At 63.8% G+C, this 22,728-nt stretch carries 16 protein-coding genes and 1 pseudogene; 10 read left to right on the forward strand and 7 right to left on the reverse strand.

Annotation, left to right across the window (positions count from 1 at the left end):
- Window positions 1-337: 337 nt before the first annotated feature.
- Entirely contained in the window at window positions 338-868 is a 531-nt protein-coding gene (locus tag BMI01S_RS26400) for a hypothetical protein (RefSeq protein WP_036046010.1), read from the reverse strand.
- Between the two features lie 136 nt (window positions 869-1,004).
- Here BMI01S_RS26400 and BMI01S_RS26405 point away from each other — a divergent pair, with 136 nt between their 5' ends.
- The 7 genes and pseudogenes from BMI01S_RS26405 to BMI01S_RS26435 all read left to right on the forward strand — a co-directional run bounded on the left by BMI01S_RS26405 (window position 1,005) and on the right by BMI01S_RS26435 (window position 11,005).
- Window positions 1,005-4,010, forward strand: coding sequence for a Tn3 family transposase (locus BMI01S_RS26405; RefSeq protein ID WP_028232003.1), 3,006 nt, complete (start codon window positions 1,005-1,007; stop codon window positions 4,008-4,010).
- Complete coding sequence (gene tnpC, locus BMI01S_RS26410) at window positions 3,997-4,344, forward strand: Tn3 family transposase post-transcriptional regulator TnpC (protein WP_028232002.1); 348 nt, start codon at window positions 3,997-3,999, stop codon at window positions 4,342-4,344. The genes BMI01S_RS26405 and tnpC overlap by 14 nt, the downstream gene beginning before the upstream one ends.
- Complete coding sequence (locus BMI01S_RS26415; RefSeq protein ID WP_028232001.1) at window positions 4,341-5,546, forward strand: hypothetical protein; 1,206 nt, start codon at window positions 4,341-4,343, stop codon at window positions 5,544-5,546. The genes tnpC and BMI01S_RS26415 overlap by 4 nt, the downstream gene beginning before the upstream one ends.
- Window positions 5,547-5,651: 105 nt before the next feature.
- Window positions 5,652-7,343 (forward strand): site-specific integrase, encoded by a 1,692-nt coding sequence (locus tag BMI01S_RS26420; RefSeq protein ID WP_028232000.1) that lies wholly within the window; start codon window positions 5,652-5,654, stop codon window positions 7,341-7,343.
- An 89-nt stretch (window positions 7,344-7,432) separates the two neighbouring features.
- Window positions 7,433-9,250: pseudogene (locus BMI01S_RS26425) on the forward strand (molybdopterin oxidoreductase family protein); the annotation flags it as partial.
- 15 nt (window positions 9,251-9,265) lie between these two features.
- The gene (locus tag BMI01S_RS26430; protein ID WP_028213971.1) at window positions 9,266-10,000 is read left to right on the forward strand and encodes a 4Fe-4S dicluster domain-containing protein; all 735 of its coding nucleotides are present in this window, start codon (window positions 9,266-9,268) and stop codon (window positions 9,998-10,000) included.
- Between the two features lie 51 nt (window positions 10,001-10,051).
- Window positions 10,052-11,005 (forward strand): dimethyl sulfoxide reductase anchor subunit family protein, encoded by a 954-nt coding sequence (locus BMI01S_RS26435; RefSeq protein ID WP_028213972.1) that lies wholly within the window; start codon window positions 10,052-10,054, stop codon window positions 11,003-11,005.
- A 67-nt stretch (window positions 11,006-11,072) separates the two neighbouring features.
- Here BMI01S_RS26435 and BMI01S_RS39385 read toward each other — a convergent pair whose 3' ends face one another.
- Window positions 11,073-11,408 carry a GNAT family N-acetyltransferase gene (locus BMI01S_RS39385; protein ID WP_028213973.1) on the reverse strand — a complete coding sequence of 112 codons (336 nt, stop codon included), beginning with the start codon at window positions 11,406-11,408 and terminating at the stop codon, window positions 11,073-11,075.
- Between the two features lie 83 nt (window positions 11,409-11,491).
- A complete protein-coding gene (locus tag BMI01S_RS26445; protein ID WP_028213974.1) occupies window positions 11,492-12,256 on the reverse strand; it encodes an IclR family transcriptional regulator in 765 nt (254 codons plus the stop codon).
- Window positions 12,257-12,469: 213 nt separating this feature from the next.
- Here BMI01S_RS26445 and sauS point away from each other — a divergent pair, with 213 nt between their 5' ends.
- From sauS to BMI01S_RS26460, 3 genes are read left to right on the forward strand one after another with little or no spacing between them, the layout of a single operon-like run.
- Entirely contained in the window at window positions 12,470-13,924 is a 1,455-nt protein-coding gene (gene sauS / locus BMI01S_RS26450) for an acylating sulfoacetaldehyde dehydrogenase (protein WP_028231998.1), read from the forward strand.
- Complete coding sequence (locus BMI01S_RS26455) at window positions 13,921-15,582, forward strand: AMP-binding protein (protein WP_028231997.1); 1,662 nt, start codon at window positions 13,921-13,923, stop codon at window positions 15,580-15,582. The genes sauS and BMI01S_RS26455 overlap by 4 nt, the downstream gene beginning before the upstream one ends.
- A gap of 58 nt (window positions 15,583-15,640) precedes the next feature.
- Window positions 15,641-17,023 (forward strand): MFS transporter, encoded by a 1,383-nt coding sequence (locus BMI01S_RS26460; RefSeq protein WP_028231996.1) that lies wholly within the window; start codon window positions 15,641-15,643, stop codon window positions 17,021-17,023.
- A 109-nt stretch (window positions 17,024-17,132) separates the two neighbouring features.
- Here BMI01S_RS26460 and BMI01S_RS26465 read toward each other — a convergent pair whose 3' ends face one another.
- The 4 genes from BMI01S_RS26465 to BMI01S_RS26480 all read right to left on the reverse strand — a co-directional run bounded on the left by BMI01S_RS26465 (window position 17,133) and on the right by BMI01S_RS26480 (window position 22,559).
- On the reverse strand, window positions 17,133-18,050 hold the full coding sequence (locus tag BMI01S_RS26465; RefSeq protein WP_028213978.1) for an NAD(P)-dependent oxidoreductase: 918 nt from the start codon (window positions 18,048-18,050) through the stop codon (window positions 17,133-17,135).
- Window positions 18,051-18,408: 358 nt separating this feature from the next.
- Window positions 18,409-19,728, reverse strand: a complete 1,320-nt coding sequence (locus BMI01S_RS26470; RefSeq protein ID WP_028213979.1) for an MFS transporter — start codon at window positions 19,726-19,728, stop codon at window positions 18,409-18,411.
- A gap of 132 nt (window positions 19,729-19,860) precedes the next feature.
- Window positions 19,861-21,498 (reverse strand): GMC family oxidoreductase, encoded by a 1,638-nt coding sequence (locus tag BMI01S_RS26475; RefSeq protein ID WP_028213980.1) that lies wholly within the window; start codon window positions 21,496-21,498, stop codon window positions 19,861-19,863.
- Between the two features lie 197 nt (window positions 21,499-21,695).
- Window positions 21,696-22,559: an IclR family transcriptional regulator gene (locus BMI01S_RS26480; protein ID WP_042291005.1), complete on the reverse strand. Its 864-nt coding sequence runs from the start codon at window positions 22,557-22,559 to the stop codon at window positions 21,696-21,698.
- Window positions 22,560-22,728 lie beyond the last annotated feature (169 nt).

Raw genomic sequence — 22,728 nt, forward strand, 5'->3', positions numbered from 1 at the left:
GGCCTCTGACCACGATTCGGACGAATTGCTATCATAAGCCTCATGGTTATGAAATAACGATTCTTTATGCAAATTCGCACATAAAGAACTCGGGCCGCGAATACGCCCAAACCGCTGCGTCCACTTGACGTCCAGTGCCGGCGATTGCAAGTAAATGGACCGTGGTCGAGGCTGATACGTGAGGCAGGTTGAGTTCCGCACGGCCCTCAGTTCGATGTCCCCGGCAATCGCGCAGATTGTTGGGCTGCCCGCTTCTGGCACGCCGTAACCCAACGGAGCTTCCCAGCTAGCGCGGGATGGTCGCGTCCGTCACCGACTGGTCTGAATGCGCGCACGCTTACCCGGTCATCGTTCGCAGCAAGCTCCGCATGACATCGTCCAATGTGTCATGCCGGGGACCATCATCTGACGCCGCGATGACCCGGAGCATGTCGCCCTCGAGCCTTATCTCCCACGAGACGATGCGGCGGCGGTCATGAGGAAACCGGGTCAGCTTTTCGCCAATCAGGCGTTCGATGCCCTGCATAACCTCACGTTGTTTTGCAAGAGGCACGCTTTTGTGGAAGGTGATCTGTTCACGCAGCGCCTGGCCGCGCTCGCCCTCGGGCAGGAGGCTGGTGTTCCATGCCGCCACAATCCCCGTCAGCGCGCTTTGACATTCCTCAAGAGTCGGGTTGCCGGATACCTCCTCCTGAAGCATCCGGGCCAGGGGCCATGAGATTTTCTGCTCCGGCGGTAAATCGTTACGATCGAGAACGATCGCGTCAGGCATACCCGACTGAGCCGCTCCCTGTCGTATCATCTCCAGATCACGCGCTCCCAGCTTGCGGGCACGCGAGGATTTTTTGGGCTGGCTGGTTTTGCCCATTTTTCTGCTCCCTTCGCTGCGTTCTGCATTTGCAAATTATGGCGGTCAGATGGTTGCGCGGATTGGCGCAGGCGCAACCGTTTTGCCAGACTTCTTGCGCTACACTGGCCGCCCCATTCGAGATCTGGAATCCGGCATGGCAACCGTCGAACGTACCGCGTATCCGCGCTTTCCCAAGGGTTTTTCGTCAGCGGAGCTGCAGGCGTTCTATACACCGGACGTTGAAGAGCTGGAATGGGCACGCCGCAGCGCGCGTGGCCAGTCTTCGAGACTGGGTATGCTCGTTCTGCTGAAGGTCTTTCAGCAGATGCACTACTTTCCCTTCGTTGATGCCATTCCCGCCGTTGTCATCGAGCACATCCGGACGAGCGCGAACATCGCTGCGGGGACGGCATTCGACTACAACAGGGCAAGATCGCCCGCCTTGTTTCGGCACTATGCGGCAATCCGGGAATTTCTCGGCGTCCAGTCCTACTACGGCACCGACGCCAACGAAATTGCGGTGCGTGCCGCGCACGAAGCCGCTGAGACGATGGATCAGCCGGTGGACATCATCAACGCAACCATCGACAGCCTGATCCAGCAGCAGGTCGAACTGCCAGCGTTCTCGACTCTCGATGCCATTGTAGAACAGGTCCACACACGAGCTCAAACGACGCTGTTCCGACGCGTCTCGCGCCGCCTTTCCGAGGAGGACAAAGCCCAGCTGGACAGGCTGATCAAGCGCGAATTCAACCAGCGTCAGAGCGCGTACAACACCATGAAGCGATACGCGCTGCGACCATCGCGCAAGCATATCTCCCTGCTCGTCGACCATCTTACCTGGCTCGATGGTTTTGGCGACTTCGCCCATGCACTGGAAGGGGTTCCCGCGACAAAACTGCGTTCCCTGTCGACGCAGGCGATGAGTCTGGATGCGGCGAATCTGAAGGAAACCCTGCCAGAACGGCGATATACCCTCATCGTCGCATTGTTGCATCAGATGCGCGTGCGCGCCCGCGACGATCTCGCCGAGATGTTCATCCGCCGTATGGGCGCGATCCACAAGCGGGCCAGGGAAGAACTCGACCAGATCCAGGCACGTCAGCGCGAGCAGATGGAAAGCCTGGTTGATACGCTTGACGGGGTCGTCAATATTGTCGATGACCACACGGACGACACCGAGCTTGGTGCGCGCGTTCGCCAGTATCTGGCCCCGTCTGGCGACCTCGAACCATTGCGCGAAAGCTGTGCCGAGGTCCGGGCCTACAGTGGCAGAAACTACCTGCCATTGCTGTGGCGACATTTCAAGGCACATCGATCAGTACTGCTACGTCTGGTGCACGCACTGGCATGGAGCTCGACCACCCAGTCCGAGGCCTTGCTTCAGGCGATGGAGGTCGTTTTCAGGAACGAATCGCTTCATCGGGAATGGATCAACGTCGAGGTCGACCTCAGCTTTGCTTCCGAGCGCTGGCGCAAGCTCGTTTGCCGCCCGCCCGGGAAGGGCGCGCCGACCAACCGGCGTTATCTGGAACTGTGCGTACTGTCGAGCATGACGAGGGAACTACGTAGCGGAGACCTGTGCGTAGACGGCTCGGATGCCTTCGCTGACTATCGCGATTACCTGTTGCCCTGGCATGAATGTGAGAAACGTCTTCCAGGATACAGCGAGAGGCTTGGCATCGCAGACAGCGGAGCCGGCTTCGTGGCCCAGCTGCGCGAATGGCTCTCGGATGCAGCGCGTCAGCTGGATGACCGATTTCCTGAGAAGTCCGAACATGTAACCATCAACAAGGCGGGCGAGTTTGTTGTCCGTCGCACCACAGCGACCGTCATTCCGGAAAGCGCGGTGGCCCTGCAGAAGGCCATCATCAAGCGCATGCCCGTGCGCAATCTGCTGGACGTTCTCACCAATATCGAGCACTGGACACATTTCACGCGACACTTTGGTCCGTTAAGCGGCAACGATCCCAGAATCCGCGATGCCGAACAGCGGTACCTGCTGACCATCTTCGCAATGGGATGCAATCTGGGGCCCACCCAGGCCGCACGCCACATGGGTGACAGGATCACGCCGCACATGATGTCGTTCGTCAACCGCCGGCACCTGAGCCTGGAGCGACTCGAGACCGCCCAACGTGAGCTGATCGAACTTTATCTTCGACTTGACTTGCCGAAACACTGGGGCGACGGCAAAACAGTTGCAGCCGACGGCACACAGTACGACTTCTACGACAATAACCTGCTGGCCGGCTATCACCACCGCTATCGCAAGATGGGCGCGGTCGCATACCGCCACGTCGCCGATAACTATATCGCGGTGTTCCGGCATTTCATCCCGCCTGGCATATGGGAAGCCATCTACGTGATCGAAGGGCTGCTCAAGGCCGGCCTGAGCGTCCAGGCCGATACGGTGCATGCCGATACCCAGGGGCAATCGGCTGCGGTGTTTGCTTTCACCTACCTGCTGGGCATCAAGCTGATGCCGCGGATTCGCAACTGGCAGGACCTCAAGCTGTACCGTGTGGATGCAGCGACACAATACAAACATATCGATGGCCTGTTTACGGAAACGGTTGACTGGGAACTCATCGGGCGTCACTGGAAGGACCTGATGCAGCTCGCGCTGTCGATCCAGTCCGGAGCAATATCATCGCCCCTGTTGCTGCGCCGTTTCGGCGCGGCCAGTCCGAAGAATCGCCTGTCCCTGGCGGCCGAGGAGCTTGGCAAGGTGGTTCGCACGGTATTCCTGCTTGAGTGGCTCGGCAGTAACGAGTTGCGGCAGGAGATCACCGCCACGACCAACAAGGTCGAGTCCTATAATGGCTTCGCCAAGTGGTTTTCGTTCGGCGGAGATGTGTTGCCGGTCAATGACCCGGACGAGCAGCAGAAACGTCTGCGTTACAACGACCTGATGGCTTCCGCCGCAATCCTGCAAAACACGGTGGACATGATGCAGGCGTTGCGCTCGATGGTGAATGAGGGCATTGAAGTCAATCCCGACGACATTGCATTCCTGAGTCCCTACCTCACCAGCAACCTGAAACGTTTTGGCAGGTACGAACTGGATTTTGGACACGTCGAGGGCTGGATACACGATCACCTGTTCGCCGGCCCGGTCCGCTCCCTGCGGAGAAACCGATCCCATGCCCGACATTGAGACCCCCTATGGCATCGTCGATGCCAACGCGCTGCAGTCATTGCAGCATCGATACGATACGACTGTCATCCAGCAGGCCGTGGACCTTTTCGACACGATCCGTGCGCGCTGCGAGCCCGATGGGCTGCGTGACGATCTGTTGCGCCTGCACGGCATGGCACATACGGTGATCAACGGCGCGAGCCTGTCGGTCCCCGCGGACGATCTCACGCTGGTGGAACAAACCGATTGCATCCTCGATGAGCTGGAAGACTGGCAGCTTGTGCTCGACCGGATGATTCTAGCCCTGCGCCCCCTGCAGGATTTGCGATCCGAGACGGACGAATCACTGTGAAGGCAGCCTCGCACAAGTGGCAGTTCACCCAACGTTTTCGCCGTAATGCTTTCGGATGGCGCTCGGACATACCGATCCAGCGTATCAAGGAAGCGCTTACGGAGATTCGGCAGATGGCGCGCAGCGATGCAGTGCTCGCGGCCGACGGCGCCGTAAAATTCCTGGAGAAAGTTTCGCCCGCGCTGGAACACGTCGACAGTTCGTCAGGCGCCATCGGCACCGCCGTGAACCGGGCGATCGAAGCGCTGGTTCCGGTCATTGCTGGCGCATCGGTCGATACCATCACGCGCCAACGCTGGCTCGAGCGGCTATGGGAGGCCATTCAGGATCAGGGCGTCCCCTATATCGAGGGCCTGTCGGACGAATGGGGCAAACTCTGCGTGACAGCGGAGATCGCCAATACGTGGGCCGACAGGTTCGTTGATCTGGTCGAGCACGTCTGGTCCGAGGGGCCCGGCGGATATTTTGCGGGAACAACGATCTGTCTGGCCTCGCTATATGCGGCTGGACGACATGCGCAGTTGCTCGCACTGGTGGAGCACGCGCCTTTCAAGCAGTGGCACTACCGGTGCTGGGGCGTCAAGGCGCTGCTTGCGATGGGCCGGAAGGCAGAAGCCCTGGCCTATGCGGAAGACACGCGCGGTCTCAACAGCCCGGATGGTCAGATCGCGCAGGCGTGCGAAGCGATCCTGCTGTCATCGGGTCTTGCCGACGAGGCATACCAGCGCTATGCGCGCGAAGCCAACCAGGGCACCACCTACCTGGCGACGTTCCGTGCCATCGCGAAGAAGTACCCGCACATCGCGCCGGAGACCATTCTGCGAGATCTGGTTGCTGCGTCGCCGGGTGAGCCGGGGAAGTGGTTCGCAGCGGCCAAGGACGCGGGCCTGTTCAACCAGGCCATTGAACTGGCCAATGCCAGCCCAACTGATCCCCGGACGCTGACGCGTGCCGCCAGAGATTTCGCTCAGAAGCAGCCAGCATTCGCCATGGCCGCGGGTCTTGCGGCATTGCGCTGGATGTCGCAAGGCTACGGCTATGAGATCACCGGGATCGATGTGCTCGATGCAAGCCGCGCGACGCTGCAGGCAGCGGTGCACGCTGGCGCCGATGCTGAATCTGTCAGGGAGCAGATTCGCCTGTCGATTTCCGGCACCTCCCCGCACGCCGACTTCGTGAGTCGGGCCCTGCAGGCGATCTAGCCCAAAGAATTGTCGTGAAAAATCCAGACAGTCGGTGTTTTGCAATTGATACAGGGATAACCTTTATTATCTCTGTGGCATTGTCTTTGTACTAAACTCAATTGCATGAAAACGCGCCTCACGATCCCGGCTACTGCCGACATCCCGACTGACTTTCCCGACGCCGGCGCGCTGGCAGCACTGCGTGTCTGGTATGAGGGCGCATCCTCGCGTGAGGCCGCGCAGCGGTACCTGCGCGATCAACTCAGCCGCGGCCAGTCTGCCCGCGGCGTCATCGGCCAGATCCGCCGGCAACTTGCACTTCACGCCCGCAGCCGGCAGCGGGCAGATCTGGCCACGCTGTTCGAATGCCCGGCCCATAAGCGCAGGCGTCATGCCCGCGCCATCGCACAGGCTGTCGAAGCGCTGCGCAAGCTGCCTTTGCCGCCCCCGCAGATCGGCGACGACATTGCGCATTGGCTGCCGGATCGTGCTGTGCGTGCCCTGTACGCGGCCGATATCCGGACCTTGGCCGATCTCACGGTACGGATTCCGCGTCGCCGGCAGTGGTGGACCGCCATTCCGGGTCTCGGCCCGGCCAGCGCCAGAAGGATCGAGGCCTTCTTTGCCGCGCACCCGGCGCTCACCGAGCGGGCGCGCGCACTGATCGTCGCGGACCGGCAGTCCGTCGTCACCCCTTGGGAACAGCTACGGCTACCGCACGAGGTTGACGGATCGGCTGGTGCCTTCCGCGCGCCAGCGTCGAGTTGCATCCTCGGCGCGGACAACGATTACGACGCCGTCCAGGCGTGGCTTGCATTGCATGAATCCCCGGCCACTCAGCGCGCCTACCGCAAGGAAGCCGAACGCCTGATCCTGTGGGCCATCGTCGCTCGCGACAAGGCGTTGTCTTCCCTGAGCACCCGCGATGCAACTGACTACCGGGCGTTTCTGCGCAGACCGACACCGCGCGAACGCTGGGTCGGACCACCTCGACCGCGCACCTCGCCGGACTGGCGCCCGTTCGTCGATAACCTCTCGGCCCGTTCGATCGCCCATGCGCTTGCGGTGCTCAGCGCCATGTTCCGCTGGCTGGTCGAGCAGCGCTATGTCGTGGCCAACCCCTTTGCCGGCATCAAGGTGCGCGGCAGCAAACGTGCGATGGAGCTCGAGACCACGCACGCCTTTACCGAAGGCGAATGGCTGCTGGTACGCGCCATTGCAAACGGGCTCGAGTGGTCGTACGGCTGGCAGGCCGCCGCCGCGCACCGGCTTCGGTTCATGCTGGATTTTGGTTACGCGACGGGACTGCGGATCAGCGAACTGGCCGATGCCGCCTTGCGCAGTGTCGAGGCAGACGCCGCCGGCGATCACTGGCTGCACGTGACCGGAAAAGGTGGCAAGCCAGCACGGGTGACCTTGACGCCCCTGGCACGCAGCGCGCTGGACCGGTATCTGCAGGAACGGGGGCTACCTGTCAGCCGCGCGCACTGGAACCCCGCCACACCGGTGATCGGCAGCCTGGACGTCGATGCGGACGGCATCAAGCCCCTGCGTCTATGGGAAGTCATGCGACGGTTTTTCCGGAGCGCTGCGCGAATCATTGAAAGCGATCACCCGGCACTGGCTGAGAAACTCCGTCAGGCGACGCCGCACTGGATGCGGCATACCCATGCGACCCACGCGCTTGCGAAGGGTGTGGAGTTGAGCGCTGTACGGGACAACCTTCGTCACGCCTCGATTTCGACCACGTCCATTTACTTGCACGCCGACGACGTCAAGCGGGCACGACAGTTCGGTGAGGCGTTCACGGCTTGATTGGCTTATGCTGCTATTGAATAAGGAGAGGCGACTTCATAACCGCTGGGCTTATGATAGCAATTCGACCGAATCTTGGTCGTACCCCGACCGATGCCTGGGGCGAGACGCACGAAACCGTGACGGGAGCGCCCATTGCATTTCACGCCATGCGTGGGCTCGCCGCTCACTCGAACGGTTTTCAGTCGATACGCGCTCTCGCCGTGCTGATGTCGCTGCTCGGCACCATCGACCGGCCTGGCGGTTTCCGGCACAAGTCGCCTTATCCGCGCGCCGTGCCGCCGTCGGCAAAGCCGCCCAACAGCCCTGACGACGTGAAGCCGAACACGCCGCTCGCGAACGGTCCGCTCGGCTGGCCCGCCGCGCCGGAAGACCTTTTTGTTGACGCCAACGGCGAGCCCGTGCGCATCGACAAGGCGTTTTCGTGGGAGTATCCGCTCGCCGTCCACGGTTTGATGCACAGCGTCATTACGAACGCATGGCGGGGCGATCCCTATCCCATCGATACGTTGTTGATCTTCATGGCCAACATGGCGTGGAATTCGTCGATGAACACGGTCGAAGTCCGCAAGATGCTCGCGGACAAGCACGAGAACGGCGAGTACAAGATTCCGTTCATCGTGGTGTGCGACGCGTTCCAGTCGGAGATGACGGCATTCGCCGACCTCATTCTGCCCGATACGACCTACCTCGAACGTCACGACGCGATGTCGATGCTCGATCGGCCCATTTCAGAATTCGACGGTCCCGTGGACTCGGTGCGAGTCCCCGTCGTCCCGCCGACGGGCCAATGCAAGCCGTTCCAGGAAGTGCTCGTCGAACTGGCGAGCCGTCTGAAGCTGCCGGCTTTCACGACGCCCGAAGGCACGCGCAAATACCGCGACTATCCGGACTTCATCATCAATCACCAGACCGCGCCGGGCTCGGGCGTGGGCTTCCTGATCGGCTGGCGCGGCAAGGACGGCGAGAAGGCGCTGGTTGGCGAACCGAACCCGCGGCAGTGGGAAGAGTACGCGAAGCACAACTGTGTCTACCGCTACACGCTGCCCGAGTCGATGCAGTATATGCGCAACTGCAACGGGCCATACCTGCAGTTCGCCGTCGAAAAGGGCTTTCGCAAGTTCAACGAGCCGATCGTCATCGCACTTTACTCGGATGTGATGCAGAAGTTCCGGCTCGCCGCCCAGGGCAAGACCCAGGGTCGGCAGCCGCCCGGGCATTTGCGCGCGCGCATCGAGCAGTACTTCGATCCGCTGCCGTTCTGGTATCCGCCGCTCGAACACGAGACGACCGATCACGCCCAGTATCCGCTTGCGGCCGTCACGCAGCGTCCCATGGCGATGTACCACTCGTGGGACTCGCAGAACGCCTGGCTGAGGCAGATCCATGGCGAGAACTTTCTATACATGAATCCGCGCACGGCGGCCTCACAGGGCATCGAGGACGGCGGCTGGATCTACGTCGAATCGCAATGGGGGAAGGTGCGCTGCCTGGCGCGCTACAGTGAAGCGATCGAGCCGGGCACGGTCTGGACGTGGAACGCCATCGGCAAGTCGGCGGGCGCGTGGAATCTCGGACCCGATGCCAACGAGTCACAGCGCGGCTTTCTGCTGAACCACCTGATCGCCGACGAGATTCCCGTCAAGCGCGCCGATCACACGCGCACGTCGAACTCCGACCCGGTCACGGGGCAGGCGGCGTGGTACGACGTGCGCGTGCGCATCTATCCGGCGGAGGCTCACGCCGACCACACGCTGCCGCAGTTCGCCCCCATGCCCGCGCTACCCGGTGCCGTCGGCACGAGCGGCACTGGGGCCGGGGGGCTCATCCATCGCGTCGTGCAGACGTATTTCGCCGGGCGTGGCGAGTTTGCTGCGCGCCTTGCGAAAGCCGCACAACGCAAGTGAAAGGGAGAGCATGCTATGACACAGATGGCGCTCGTGATCGATCTGAACGTCTGCGTGGGCTGCCACGCGTGCGTGACGAGCTGCAAGGAGTGGAACACGTCGGGCGAGGCGGGCAGTCTTGCCGATTTTCGCCCCTACGATGCCGATCCATCCGGCACGTTCTTCAACCGCGTGCAGACCTTCGAGGCCGGCGAGTTTCCGCTTGCCGACACCATTCATTTTCCCAAGTCCTGTCTGCACTGCGAGGACCCGCCGTGCGTGCCGGTCTGCCCGACCGGGGCAAGCTACAAGCGCAAGGAAGACGGCCTCGTGCTGGTCGACTACGACCGCTGCATCGGTTGCAAGTACTGCGCGTGGGCCTGCCCCTACGGCGCGCGGGAAATCGATGAAGCACGTAAGGAAATGACGAAGTGCACGCTGTGCTCCGACCGCATCTACAACGAAGCGCTGCCGGAGCGCGACCGCAAGCCCGCGTGCGTGCTGGCGTGCCCGACCTCGGCGCGCCTCTTTGGCGACATTCACGATCCCGAGTCGGTCGTGTCGAAGGCGATCCGTGAACGGGGCGGCTATCAGCTGATGCCCGAGTGGGGAACCCGGCCGTCGAATCACTATTTGCCGCGTCAACCGGTGACGTCCTGCGGCAGCGGCTCGTGTTCGTGCAAGACAGCGGGGGCGGGCGAGACCGAGACGTTGGAAGCGCAGGTCGAACACGGCTCGCTCAATCTCGCGTCGGTCGCTACGCGCGTGTGAGCGCGTCAGCGGGCTCGCATGGCGCGCCCGAATCGAAGAGTGGAGAACGGTATGAATCCGGCATTTTCGGTGGTGTTTCTCACGACGCTGAGCGGTGCGGGCCAGGGATTGCTGATCGCGCTAGTCGGCGTGGAGCTCGCGCAAGGCCTCGGCTTCGCTGATACGACGGCGGTTCCGTCGATGTTCTATGTCGTCGGTGCGGGGCTTTCGTGCGCACTCGGCGCATTGGGACTCGTTGCGTCGTTCTTTCATCTCGGCCATCCCGAGCGGGCATGGCGGGCCATTGCGATGTGGCGCACCTCGTGGCTTTCGCGCGAATGCCTTTGCCTTCCCACGTTCCTGGCCTGCACGTTCGCTTATGGGCTCGCGCATCTGTCAGGTGCCTCGTTTTCACTGGCAATTGGGGGCGTGGCAGTCGTCGCGAGTCTGCTGCTGTTCGTGTGCACCGCGATGATCTACGCGTGCCTGCGCTTTCTCCAGGAATGGGCGACGCCGCTCACGCTGGTCAATTTCGTCTTGCTCGGCTGCGCGTCCGGGTTCACGCTCGCAACCGCGTGCGCGGCGAGATTCGCACCGGCCATGATGGTGCCGCTCGCCGTCTGCGCATGCGTGTTGACGCTGGCAGGTTGCGCTTCGCGCACGGCCTCGCTCGTCCGAAATGCGCGCCTGCGCCCGAAATCGACCGTGCAAAGCGCGACCGGTATTCGCGCGGAACGCGTCGAGCAGAAGTCGCGCGGATTCACGGCGGGAGCCTTCAATCTGCGTGAGTTCTTTCACGGCAAGACACCCCGCACGCTCAGACGCATCAAGTGGACGTTCCTGATAGCGGCTTTTCTCGCTCCTTTCTGCCTCGTGGCAATTGGAGGAGGCATTCGACCCGTTGGATTATCGTTCGCGCTGCTGTGCGTGGCGGCTGTGATCCAGTACGTGGGACTGGTGGCGGAGCGCTGGTTTTTCTTTGCTGAAGCGCGGCATCCCCAGAACCTCTACTATCAGCGTGCGTAATGCGTGCAAGCACCCGAAGCTCGAGTCGTTTGCCAGTCCCGACTGTTCATCTGAGTCTCTTGCTGGTTCAGTGCACGAGCAAGAGACCTTCGCGTTCAAGGCAGCGACAAAGCGTGCTAAACGCCTCGTTTTGGCTTGCCATCTGCCGTCGCACCCGGATTGGGCTTCCCGCCGCGTCGCGGGCGTTGGCCACCAGTGTGTGGGCGATCCCGCTGCGGCGGTAGGGAGGCTCGACGAACAGTTCGACCAGAAAGGCCGACAGGGGGCCGGCGCGATCGTCATGCGAGACGGACAACCGTCCTACGGGTTCGGCATGGTGAAAAGCGACGGCGGTTTCGCCTTCGTCGTCGGTCTCGACGTGGATGACACGGCCGCAACGGTCCTTGAAGATATACGTATGCATCGTTGAAGGCCCATGTCGAACTGCGCACGTGGAAGTCGCTCCTGCCTCAACGCCAATGCAGGCAGTCGCGCGCTTCGCGTACCTTACCCGCGAAACGTCTTCGCCGTTTCAGTTGCGGCATGCCTGAGGTCGGGCAAAAAGGCGAGCAGGTCATCGAGCGCGAGGCGCCCGACTGGCGCCTGGACGGCAATTGCCGCGCAGGCACGATTGCGGTCCAGCATAACGGGAACGGCAATCGCGATCAAGCCCTGTAAATGCTCCTGATTATTGATCGCGAGCTGCCGCCTGCGAGTCACCGCCAGCTCCTTGCGCAACGCTTCGCGGTCGGTGATCGTTTGCTCAGAATGCGCGCGCAGCGGTAGCGTATCGATCATGCGGTCGCGCCGCTCCTTGGGAAGAAAGCTCAGCAGCAGCTTGCCGCTCGCCGAACAGTGCAGCGGCACGTGGGAGCCCGGCTGAAGATGCATGCGCAGCGGCCATTCGGTCTCCACGCGGTCGACATAGACTACGTCGTTGCCGGCGAGCATGGTGAGATTGCAGGTTTCGCCAATCTTTTCGACAAGTTCCTCGAGCAGCAAATGCCGTGCCGCTGCCGGCCCCGCATGCATCAGGACGTTGACCGCCAACATTCTCACGCGTGCCGAACACTCGTACAGCTTGTCGTTCGCGCCACGCGTGACGAGCCACGCGTCGGTGAGCTGGGCCAGGATGCGATGGACAGTCTGTTTGGGCAAGCCAAGCGCATCCACCAGTTCCATCATCGCCAAAGGACGGCCCGCCTGGGCTAACGTTTCCAGCACGCGAAACGCGCGAACTGCCGCCGCATTCGATTGGTTCGATGTCGACACGCTCGTCTCCCTCTGTGCATTGTGCGGTTGCCGCTCGCTTTCCCTTCATTGTGCATCTGTCAGCACGGTTTTCGGGACTAGAGAAAGTCCCGAAAATCGCATATTCCGAGCATTTTCCGTCGGGTGTCGTCGATTGTGCGGGAATCGGGACTCCGGTTCACGCGCCGACGAATAGATTGGCACTACCGCCAATTATTTGAACGGAGCGCGCAGATGAATGTGAGAGAGACCGTTGCCAATGTCGCTGCAGCGGGCCAACCCGAAGCGAGCGCACCGCACGTCGCAGCGCTTGTTGCGCGTGCGCGTGCGGCGCAGCGACCATTCGAGTTTGCCGGGCAGGAAATCCTCGATACCGCCGCGGCGGCTGCCGCGTGGGCGATCATGGAGCCCGGCCGTAACCGCGAGCTTGCCGAGCTTTCGGTGCGCGACACGGGGCTCGGTAACGCCGAAGACAAGTTCAGCAAGAATTACCGCAAGACGCTCGGGCTGCTGCGCGACCTGCATGGGAAAAAGACCTGTGGCGTGATTGCGCGCAACGAGGCCAGGGGCATTGTCGAAATCGCGCGCGCGGTCGGGGTGGTCGCGGCGATCACGCCATCCACCAATCCGGGCGCGACGCCAGCCAACAAGATCATCAACGCGCTCAAATGCGGCAATGCAGTGATCGTCGCGCCCTCGCCGAAGGGTTACGGTGCTTGCGAGACACTCATTGGCTTCATCCATGCGCAGTTCGCCAAGGCGGGGCTGGACCCGGCGCTCGTGCAGATGCTGCCCGCGCCGGTGGACAAAGCCGCGACCGCCGCGCTGATGCGCGAAGCCGACCTGGTGGTCGCGACGGGTTCGCAGGCCAATGTGCGCATGGCCTACGCCAGCGGCACGCCGGCCTTCGGCGTGGGGGCAGGCAACGTGGCGTCGGTCGTCACGCGCACAGCGAACCTTGGTGATGCGGCGCAAAAGATTGCCGCATCGAAGACCTTCGACTTCGCGACGAGCTGCTCGTCGGAGAACAGCGTCGTGATCGACGAGGCGGTCTACGACGCGATGCTGCGCGAACTCTGCGCATGCGGCGGCGTGCTTCTGGACGCCCGGCAAAAGGCGCAATTGCAGGCGGCTATGTGGACCGACGGCAAGCTCGCGCCGCGTTGCACCGCAAAGTCAGCAGCGCAGATCGCGCGCGCCGCCGGCCTTGACGACGCAGCCGCTGCTGCGGCGCGCGACAGTGCCTTCCTGATGGTCGAGGAGAGCGGCTTTGGGGCGACTTATCCGTTTTCGGGCGAAAAGCTCGCGCCTGTGCTCACGGTCTACCGCGCGCGGGATTTCGGCGATGCAGCCGATATCGTGCGCAGCCTGTACGCCTACATGGGCGCGGGTCACTCGGTCGGCCTGCACACCGATGACCGGGATCAAGCGGTGGCGCTGGGTTCGACGCTCCCGGTGGCGCGCGTGATCGTCAACCAGGCGCATTGTTTCGCGACGGGCGGCAACTTCGACAACGGCCTGCCGTTCTCGCTCTCGATGGGCTGCGGGACGTGGGGGCGCAACAACTTTTCAGACAATCTCGGTTTTCGCCAGTACCTGAACATCACGCGCGTGGCGTACCCGATAGCGGAGCGCGTCCCCGAGCTCGACACGCTGCTCGGCGACTATTTCCGGAGGTTCGGCCAATGAGCGCGCCCGCCACGATCCGCGCGCTGATCGAAGCGCGCGCCGCACAGTACCCGGACAAGCCCTTCCTTCTGGCGGCGCCCGATGATGGCGCCGCGGAACACGCCGGCGCAGACGCCGGGAGCGCGGCTGCGGGCGCGACGCTGACTTTCGGTGCGCTGCTCGAGCGTTGCCGCGCGCTCGAGAGCCGCTTTCGCGACGCCGGCCTCAAGCCGGGCGACGTCGTTTCGGTCCTGATGGGCAACGGCATCCAGACTGCCACGCTGCTGCTCGGCGCGATGTACAGCGGGCTGATCGCGCATCCGCTCAACCTGCTTTGCCAGGCGTCCCAGCTCGCGTATATCGTCGAGCATTCGGATACACGGATGATCTTCGCGAGCGCGCAGACCAGCGCCGCGCTTGAGGCGGCACTCGCCGCGCTGCGCGAGCAGGGCGTATCGCGCAACATCGCGCTCGTGCGCACTGAACCGGATGCCGTCGCGCTGCCGGTGCTGCCCGTGCTCGAAACGGCGGCCGCCGATGTGGCGAGCACCGTACCGGCGTCAAGCGTCGCGGAGCTCCCGGTGCTGGAGTCGCCGCCCATGGAAACCCGGTCCGGGCCCAATGAGGCCGACATCGGCCTCCTGATGTACACGTCGGGCACGACCGGTGCGCCGAAGGGCGTGCTGCTCAGCCACGCAAGCCTTCATGCGAACGCGCGCAATATCAGCCTCGAGCACCGGCTCGCCGACGACGACCGCGTGCTGGCATCGCTGCCGCTCTATCACATCAACGGCCTCGTCGTGACCTTGCTTGCGCCGCTCTGGCACGCTGGCTCGGTCGTGCTGACGCCGCGTTTCTCCGGGCGCACGTTCTGGCGCGACGCCGCTAGCTACGGCTGCACGTGGATCAACGTGGTGCCGACCATCGTCGCCTATCTCCTCAACGGCGACGAGCCGCGCGGGCTTGACCTCTCGGCGCTCAAGTTCTGCCGCAGCGCGTCTGCCGCGCTGCCCGCCGATCACCATCGGGCATTCGAGGCGCGCTTTGGCATCGGCATCATCGAAACCATGGGGATGACGGAGACCGCCGCGCCAGTCTTTAGCAATCCGTACGATGCATCGCGGCGGCGGATTGGCAGCATCGGCCTGCCATCGGGTGGCGAAGCGCGCGTGGTCGATCGTGACGGCCGTGAGTGCGGACCGAACGAGTGCGGCGAAATCGTGTTGCGCGGCGCCCAGGTCATGCGCGGCTACTACAAGCGCAGCGAGGACACGGCGAAGGCGTTCACGGCCGATGGCTGGCTGCGCACCGGCGACCTGGGCTATCGCGACGACGAGGGCTACTTCTATATCAACGGCCGTTCGAAAGAACTCATCATCAAGGGTGGCGAGAACATCGCGCCACGCGAGATCGACGAGGCGCTGCTGCGCCATCCGGGTGTGCTCGACGCGGCGGCCGTCGGCGTTCCCGATTCCGCCTATGGGCAGGAGATCGTCGCGTTCGTCGTTGCGCGCGACGCTCACTGGTTGGGCGCGCCCGACCCGCAGGACCTGCGCGAGCACTGCCTGCGCGAACTGGGCCGCTATAAAACGCCGAAAGAGTTCCGTTTCGTCGACGAACTGCCGCGCGGCCCCTCGGGGAAGGTCCAACGGCTGAAGCTCGTGGCGCCCTCGGGCTGACATACGGCTGCCCGAATCCGAACCGCCGACAGAAAAGAGAGACTCAGGAGACGACAACATGAAGCAGCACGCGCAGCGCGTCAAGACGCGCCATATCATTCTCGCGGTCATGTGTCTGATGTATTTCATCTCGTACATCGATCGCGTGAACATTGCGGTCGCGGGACCGCTGATCCGCCACGAAATGGGCTTGAGCGCGATTCAGCTTGGCCTGGTATTTTCCGCATTCGCCTACCCCTATGCCGTCATGCAGATCATCGGCGGCTGGCTTTCGGACAAGTTCGGTCCGAAGCTCGTGCTCACCGTGCTCTCGTTGATCTGGGGCGCGGCGACGCTCGCCACGGGCTTTGCCGGCAGTGTAGCGATGCTGGTCGGCCTGCGCTTCGCGCTTGGTATCGGTGAAGGCGGGGCGTTTCCCACAGCCACACGCGCATTCACGTACTGGATGCCGGTGGGCGAACGCGGCTTCGCGCAGGGCATCACGCACAGCTTCGCGCGCCTCGGCGGCGCGATCACGCCGCCGCTCGTGCTCGCGGTAGTCGTGGCAGGCGGCTGGCGCGACGCGTTCATCCTGCTCGGCATCGTGAGCCTCATGTGGACGGTGCTCTATCTCTTCGTGTTCACGAACTCGCCGGAACAGAACCGGCGCGTCACGGCCGAAGAGACCGCCGAGATCGGCTATTGCAAGGGCGACTGCGAGCGCGCGAAGCGCGCGGCGACGCCGTGGCGCAAGCTCGTGCGGCGCATGTGGCTCGTCACGTTCGTCGACTTCTGCTATGGCTGGCTGTTGTGGGTCTATCTGACGTGGCTGCCGTCGTATCTGAAGGAGTCGCGCGGCTTCGATCTCAAGCAGCTCGCGCTCTTCACGGCGCTGCCGTTGCTCGCCGGCGTGGTGGGCGACACGCTTGGCGGCGTGGTCTCCGACCGGATCTACAAGTGGACGGGCCGGCTGCGCTTCGCGCGCTGCTCAGTGCTCGTGACCGGCATGGGCGGCTCGCTCGCTTTCCTGCTGCCGATGGTGTCCGTCTCGAATCCGTCGGTCGCGGTGTTTTTCCTCTCCGCTTCGTTCTTCTTCCTCGAGATCACGAATCCGGTGCTGTGGACGCTGCCACTCGATATCGCCGGGAAGTATGCGGGTACGGCGGGCGGCATGATGAACACGGGCTTCGGCATTGCGGGGATGGTGTCGCCCGTCGTGTTCGGCTACCTCATCCAGCACACCGGCAGCTATAACGTGCCGTTCATGATCTCGGCCGGCTTGCTGGTGCTGGGCATCGTGGCGGCGCTCTTCATCGATACCGCACGCACGGTCGATGCTGACGAGGAGCGCGAGCGGCGCATCGGGCCGGAAGAGGCGGGGGCCTTCGCGTTCCTCGACAGCATGCCGACGGTGCGGCTCGAGCGGCACACGTTGCGGCGCCCGCTGCGCTGGTGGCGCTGAGCCTCGCGGCGTGCGGGTATACAAGACAGTGCTAGCGGCGGCCCTGAAGGCGCCGCCGGACTTCTGGCGGCTTCCGGTGCTTTGCGGGGCCGCCGACCACAGCTACGCTTTATGCGGCGCCATCGAGCTTGCGAATGCGCCAGATGAGGCTCGACGTATCGAAGCGGCTGCCGCCCAGACGCTGCACGTCACCGTAGAACTGGTCGACCAGCGCCGTGACCGGCAGCGCAGCGCCGTTGCGCTTCGCTTCGTCCAGGCAAAAGCCGAGGTCCTTGCGCATCCAGTCCACGGCGAAACCGAAGTCGAACTGGTTAGCCATCATGGTTTTGCCGCGGTTGTCCATCTGCCAGCTCGCGGCAGCGCCCTTGCCGATCACTCCGAGCACGAGCGCCATGTCGAGCCCGGCGCGCTCGCCGAAATTGATCGCCTCGGAAAGGCCCTGTACGAGGCCGGCAATGCAGATCTGATTGACCATCTTGGCGAGCTGGCCGGCACCTGCCGCACCCACCAGCGTCACGGCCGCTCCGTAGTGGGCGAGTGTGGGTTTCGCGCGCTCGAAGGCTGCGGCCTCGCCGCCGCACATGATCGTGAGCTTACCGTTCTGGGCGCCCGCCTGGCCGCCCGATACGGGCGCGTCGACGAAATGCAGGCCATGTTCGGCGGCTTTCGCCGAAAGCTCGCGCGCCACGCTGGCGGAGGTGGTCGTGTGGTCGGCAAACACGGCGTCGCGCGCCATGCCGGCGAAGGCGCCGTTCGCGCCGAGAGTGATGCTGCGCAGGTCGTCGTCGTTGCCGACGCAGGCGAGCACCAGATCTGCGCCCTGGGCCGCTTCGCGCGGCGTGGCGGCCGCGCGGCCGCCGTATTCGGCGACCCATTGTGCGGCCTTTTCGGCGGTGCGGTTGTAGACCGTGACGTCGAGCCCCGCCTTGGCGAGATGACCGGCCATGGGATGGCCCATCACGCCAAGGCCCAAGAACGCGACACGGCGTACCGGATGGGGGACGGGCGAGGATGCGGGTTGGCTCACTGTGGCTCCTTTGGCTGGGGTTTGAGGCTGGGGCGTTCATTATCTCAGCTATCGGCGCGGGCACGAGGCGGCGCAGGCCGGGACGCGACCTGGACTTCGCCAGGACTCAACGAAAGGTGGGCGCGTCGGGCAATTCGGGCACGGTCTCACGGCCGTGCTCGTCGCAGTCGAAGCTCTAGCTCATTGGCCCGGATCGCGCGAGCGCGCCGTCTCGGACGTGAGCGCGATCGCGTGTTCCCCACCTTCGCGAGCCGATCCGCAAACCGAAGCGATGTTGCGCGACGGACTGCTCGCCTGTTGCGTGAGCGACGCCGCGTAGTGGCGTATGGCACGCCGCCCGCGAAGCGCGGCGTGCCAGTCACCGCGCGCCGCTCATGGCAAGATGCCGCGTGTGATGGCGGCGGCCCACCCAGGCGGCCGAGAGCGCGCTCACGACACCCGCGAACATCGTATAGAGGCAAATGAGCCACGGATCGCCACCGTTGCGCTGCAGGAGCCAGGTCGCGATGATCGGGCTGATGCCGCTCGCGAAGATGCCGGAGAACTGATAGACGAACGAGATGCCGGAGTAGCGGACGTTGACCTCGAACAGTTCCGCGAAGAGCGCCGCCTCGGGCCCGTACACGGAAGCGTAAATGACGCCCAGCGGAATAATCACGGCGATCCACACGAGCGCCGGCGAACCGCCGCTGTGCTTCATGAGCCAGAAGCCGAAGAACGACGACAGGCCCGTGAAGAGCGAGCCCCAGAAGTAGATGCGCGTTCTGCCGACGCGGTCCGACAGGCGGCCGAAAAACGGAATCGTGAAGATCATCGTGAAAGCGGCGGCCATGACGGCGAGCAGGGCATCGGTGCGCGAGAGCTTGAGCGTCTGCGTAAGATAGGCGATCGTGAATACCGCGAAGACGTTGAAGAACACACCGTCGATAAAGCGCGCGCCCATGCCGGCGAGCACGTTGCCGGGATAGCTCATGAGCACCTCGGCGATCGGCACGCGGACCTCGGCGCCCTGTTGCTTCACGCGTTCGAACTCGGGTGTTTCCAGCACACGCAGGCGGATATACATGCCGATCGCCACGAGCGCGAAGGAAAGAAAGAACGCGACGCGCCAGCCCCAGGCGAGAAACTGTGCGTTGCTCAGCGCGGAAGAGAGCAGGGCGACCACGCCCGACGCGAGGCAGAGCCCGATCGCGAGGCCGATCTGCGGAATGCTCGCATAGAGACCGCGCTTGCCTTCGGGCGCGTATTCGAACGACATCAGCACGGCGCCGCCCCATTCGCCGCCAAGGCCCAGGCCCTGCGCGACGCGCAGGATGAGCAGCAGCGCGGGCGCCCACAGGCCGATCTGCGCGTAGGTCGGCACGGTGCCGATCAACACGGTGGCGACGCCCATGATCGAGAGCGTCATGATCAGCATGCTCTTGCGGCCGAGCCGGTCGCCGAAGTGACCGAAGACGATGCCGCCGAGCGGCCGGCTCAGGAAGCCCACCGCGAAGGTGCCGTAAGCGAGCATCGTCGAAATGAGCGGGTCCCCGCTCGGGAAATAAAGCTTGTTGAAGACGATGCCGGCAACGACGCCGTAGAGGAAGAAGTCGTACCACTCGATGGTCGCGCCGATCAGGCTCGCGACGACCACGCGCCTCATCTGCCGGGCGTCGGTGCTGGGCAATGCGTTCATGGCTGTCTCCATTTTGGGGCGCACCTCGTGCGGTGCGGTTCATTGAAAAGCAGGTATGTTAATAAGGTATCCTTTGTTTTGTGCGTGTCGTTTCGGTGCTGCATTTACTACGCGAGCGTGTGCCTCGTTAGTTCATGAGTCGGCCTCGGCGTTCTCCCGTTGCACCCGGGAAAGGCTCGCGTGGTCCTCGAGAATCATGTCGGCGGCTTTCTCCGCGATCATGATCACGGGGGCGTTGGTGTTTCCTGAGACGAGCTCGGGCATGATCGACGCGTCGACGACGCGCAGCGCGGCGAGGCCATGCACGCGCAGGCGGTCGTCGACGACCGCCGCCGCGTCGCGGCCCATCTTGCAGGTGCCCGCGGGGTGATAAATGGACTGGCTGAACCGGCGCGCCGCATCCAGCAACTCTGCATCGCTCTGATATCGTTCACCGGGCACGTACTCCGACACGATGTGCGGCGCAAGCGACGGCGCAGTGGCGATGCGGCGCGCCACCCGAATGCCGCCGATCACGACGGGATGGTCGCGCGGGTCGGACAGATAGTTGGCGCGAATGGCGGGGTACTGGAGCGGGTCGGTCGAGCGGATCTCGACGCTGCCGCGGCTAAAGGGCCGCAACTGGCAGACGGATGCCGTGAATGCCGAAAAAGGATGCGCGCCTTGGCCGGGCTTGTCGGCGCTCAGCGGCTGCATGTGGAACTGGATGTCGGGGCGCTCGACCGCAGGGCTCGATCGCGTGAAGATCGCCACCTGGCTGGCCGCCAGCGTGAGCGGCCCGGTGCGCCAGATCGCGTATTGCAAGCCAATCCACGCCTTTCGCAAGGGATGGTTGACCTCGTCATTGAGCGTGCGTTCGCGCGTGCGGAACACGAGCCGCACCTGAAGGTGGTCCTGCAGGTTCTGACCGACGCCCGGCAAGTCGTGCAGCACGGCAACGCCCGCGTCGCGCAACACGTGTGCAGGCCCAACTCCGGAATGCTGAAGAATTTGTGGCGAACCGATCGCGCCCGAAGCGAGAATGACCTCGACGCGCGCACGCGCACGCTTTTTCACGCCGTCCTGCAGATACTCCACGCCGACGGCGCGGCGCCCTTCGAACAGTATTCGGGACGCCTGCGCCCGCGTCTCCACGATCAGATTGCTGCGTTTGCGTGCGGGTTTGAGAAAACCCTTCGCGGTGCTCCAGCGAAAACCGTTATAGGCTGTCTGCTGAAAGTAGCCGACCCCTTCCTGGACCTCGCCGTTGTAGTCCTCATTGAACGGAATGCCGATTTCCTGCGCGGCCGCGATGAAATGATCGGCAATGGGCCGGCGCAAGCGCAGGTCGGAGACCTTCAGCGGGCCGCCTACGCCGTGCCAAGCGTTGGCGCCGCGTTCCTGATCCTCGGACTTCCTGAAATACGGGAGAACATCGGCATAACTCCAGCCGCGATTGCCGAGCGCTGCCCAGCGATCGTAGTCCTCACGCTGCCCGCGCACGTAGAGCAGGCCGTTGAGTGAACTTGATCCGCCGAGCACCTTGCCGCGCGGCCAGTCGATCTGCCGCCCGGCCACGCCTTCGTCCGGCTCCGTGCGGTAGCACCAGTCGAGCGCGGGGTTGTGCATGGTCTTGAAGTATCCGACCGGCACGTGAATCCACGGATTGTTGTCCTTGCCACCCGCTTCGAGCAGCAGCACTGCGTTGCGCGCGTCGGCACTCAGCCGGTGGGCGAGCACGCAACCGGCAGATCCGGCGCCGACGATCAGGTAGTCGACCTCATGGTCCATGAATCCCGTCTCCTCGAATTGCTGGCGAGGCATGCCGCGCCGCTTTTTCGGATCAATGTCGGGGAAGGAAATGCCGACCGCAAGCGGCGACCGTGCTCACGGGCCGAAAGTGAAACGGAATCTGCCGAAACGGAATCAGAAGTCCGCGGCGCAGCGCGGCCGTTTTGCCGCCGAAGCGGCGACGCACCCGCGCCCGCTCATGCCAGCGAGAGCCCCTGGAGCAGCGGCGCGAGCCTGATCGCCGTTTGCTTCATGCGGCCCACCGACTCCAGCAGTTCCTCGAGGGTCGCGCGGGCGGTCGGGGCATGCACGGCGAGCGCGGCGAGCACGCGTTTGCTGGCGGGGTCGCGCACCGGCACCGCGATCGCCACCATGCCGCGCACGAACTCTTCGTTGTCGATGCCGATGCCGCGCACCGCGAGCTGTTCGAGCTCGGCGGCGAGCGCCTTGGGGGCGGTCAGGGTGCGGTGCGTCATCCTGGTCAGCACAAGGCGTTCGAGCAGCGCGTTGCGCTCAAGCACGCTCATTTGCGAGAGGAACAGCTTGCCGCTCGCGGTGCAGTGCAGCGGGACATGCATGCCCGGACGCATCTCCATGCGCAACGGCTCCGTCGTCTCGACGCGCTCGATATAGAGCACGCGGTCGCCGTCGAGCGCGGTGAGATTGCAGGTTTCGCCGAGCGACTCCACCAGGGTGCGAAGCAGCACGCGGCACGAGCGCGTGAAGGTGTTGTTGGCGAGCGTGGCGAGCGCGAGCTGCGCCGCGCGTGGGCCCAGCGCGATGCTGCGGTCGTGCCCGCGCGAGTCGGGCATGTGGATCACGTAGCCGCGCGTTTCCAGCGACTCGATGAGCCGCAGCAGCGTCGCCTTGGGAATGTGCAGCCGGGCGGACAACTGCGAAAGCGTATAGGGCTGCCCCGCGGACGCCAGTTGCTCCAGCACCATGAGCGCGCGCAGCACGCGAGCGTCGTCCGCCGACGATTCTTCGCGCAGCGCGGGGGCGTTGTCTTGCGCCCTGTTTTGCGGTGGGGTCTGCGTCGTCTCTCGCGCTGTGTCGCGCATCGGTCTCCTCCTGACGGGCGTGGTAAATGAAACGAATCGTTCGAGTTTCCCCCCAAGTTTCAGTATGAGCGCAAAAATCGCGGGGTTACGTACCGGATTACCCCGAGATGCCATGCAAACGATGCCCCGCTGTGCCAAGCCGCTGTACCAGTCGATACCAGGCCACTGG

The sequence above is a fragment of the Paraburkholderia mimosarum LMG 23256 = NBRC 106338 genome (genome assembly GCF_000739815.1).
In the GTDB taxonomy this organism is placed as follows: Bacteria; Pseudomonadota; Gammaproteobacteria; order Burkholderiales; family Burkholderiaceae; genus Paraburkholderia; species Paraburkholderia mimosarum.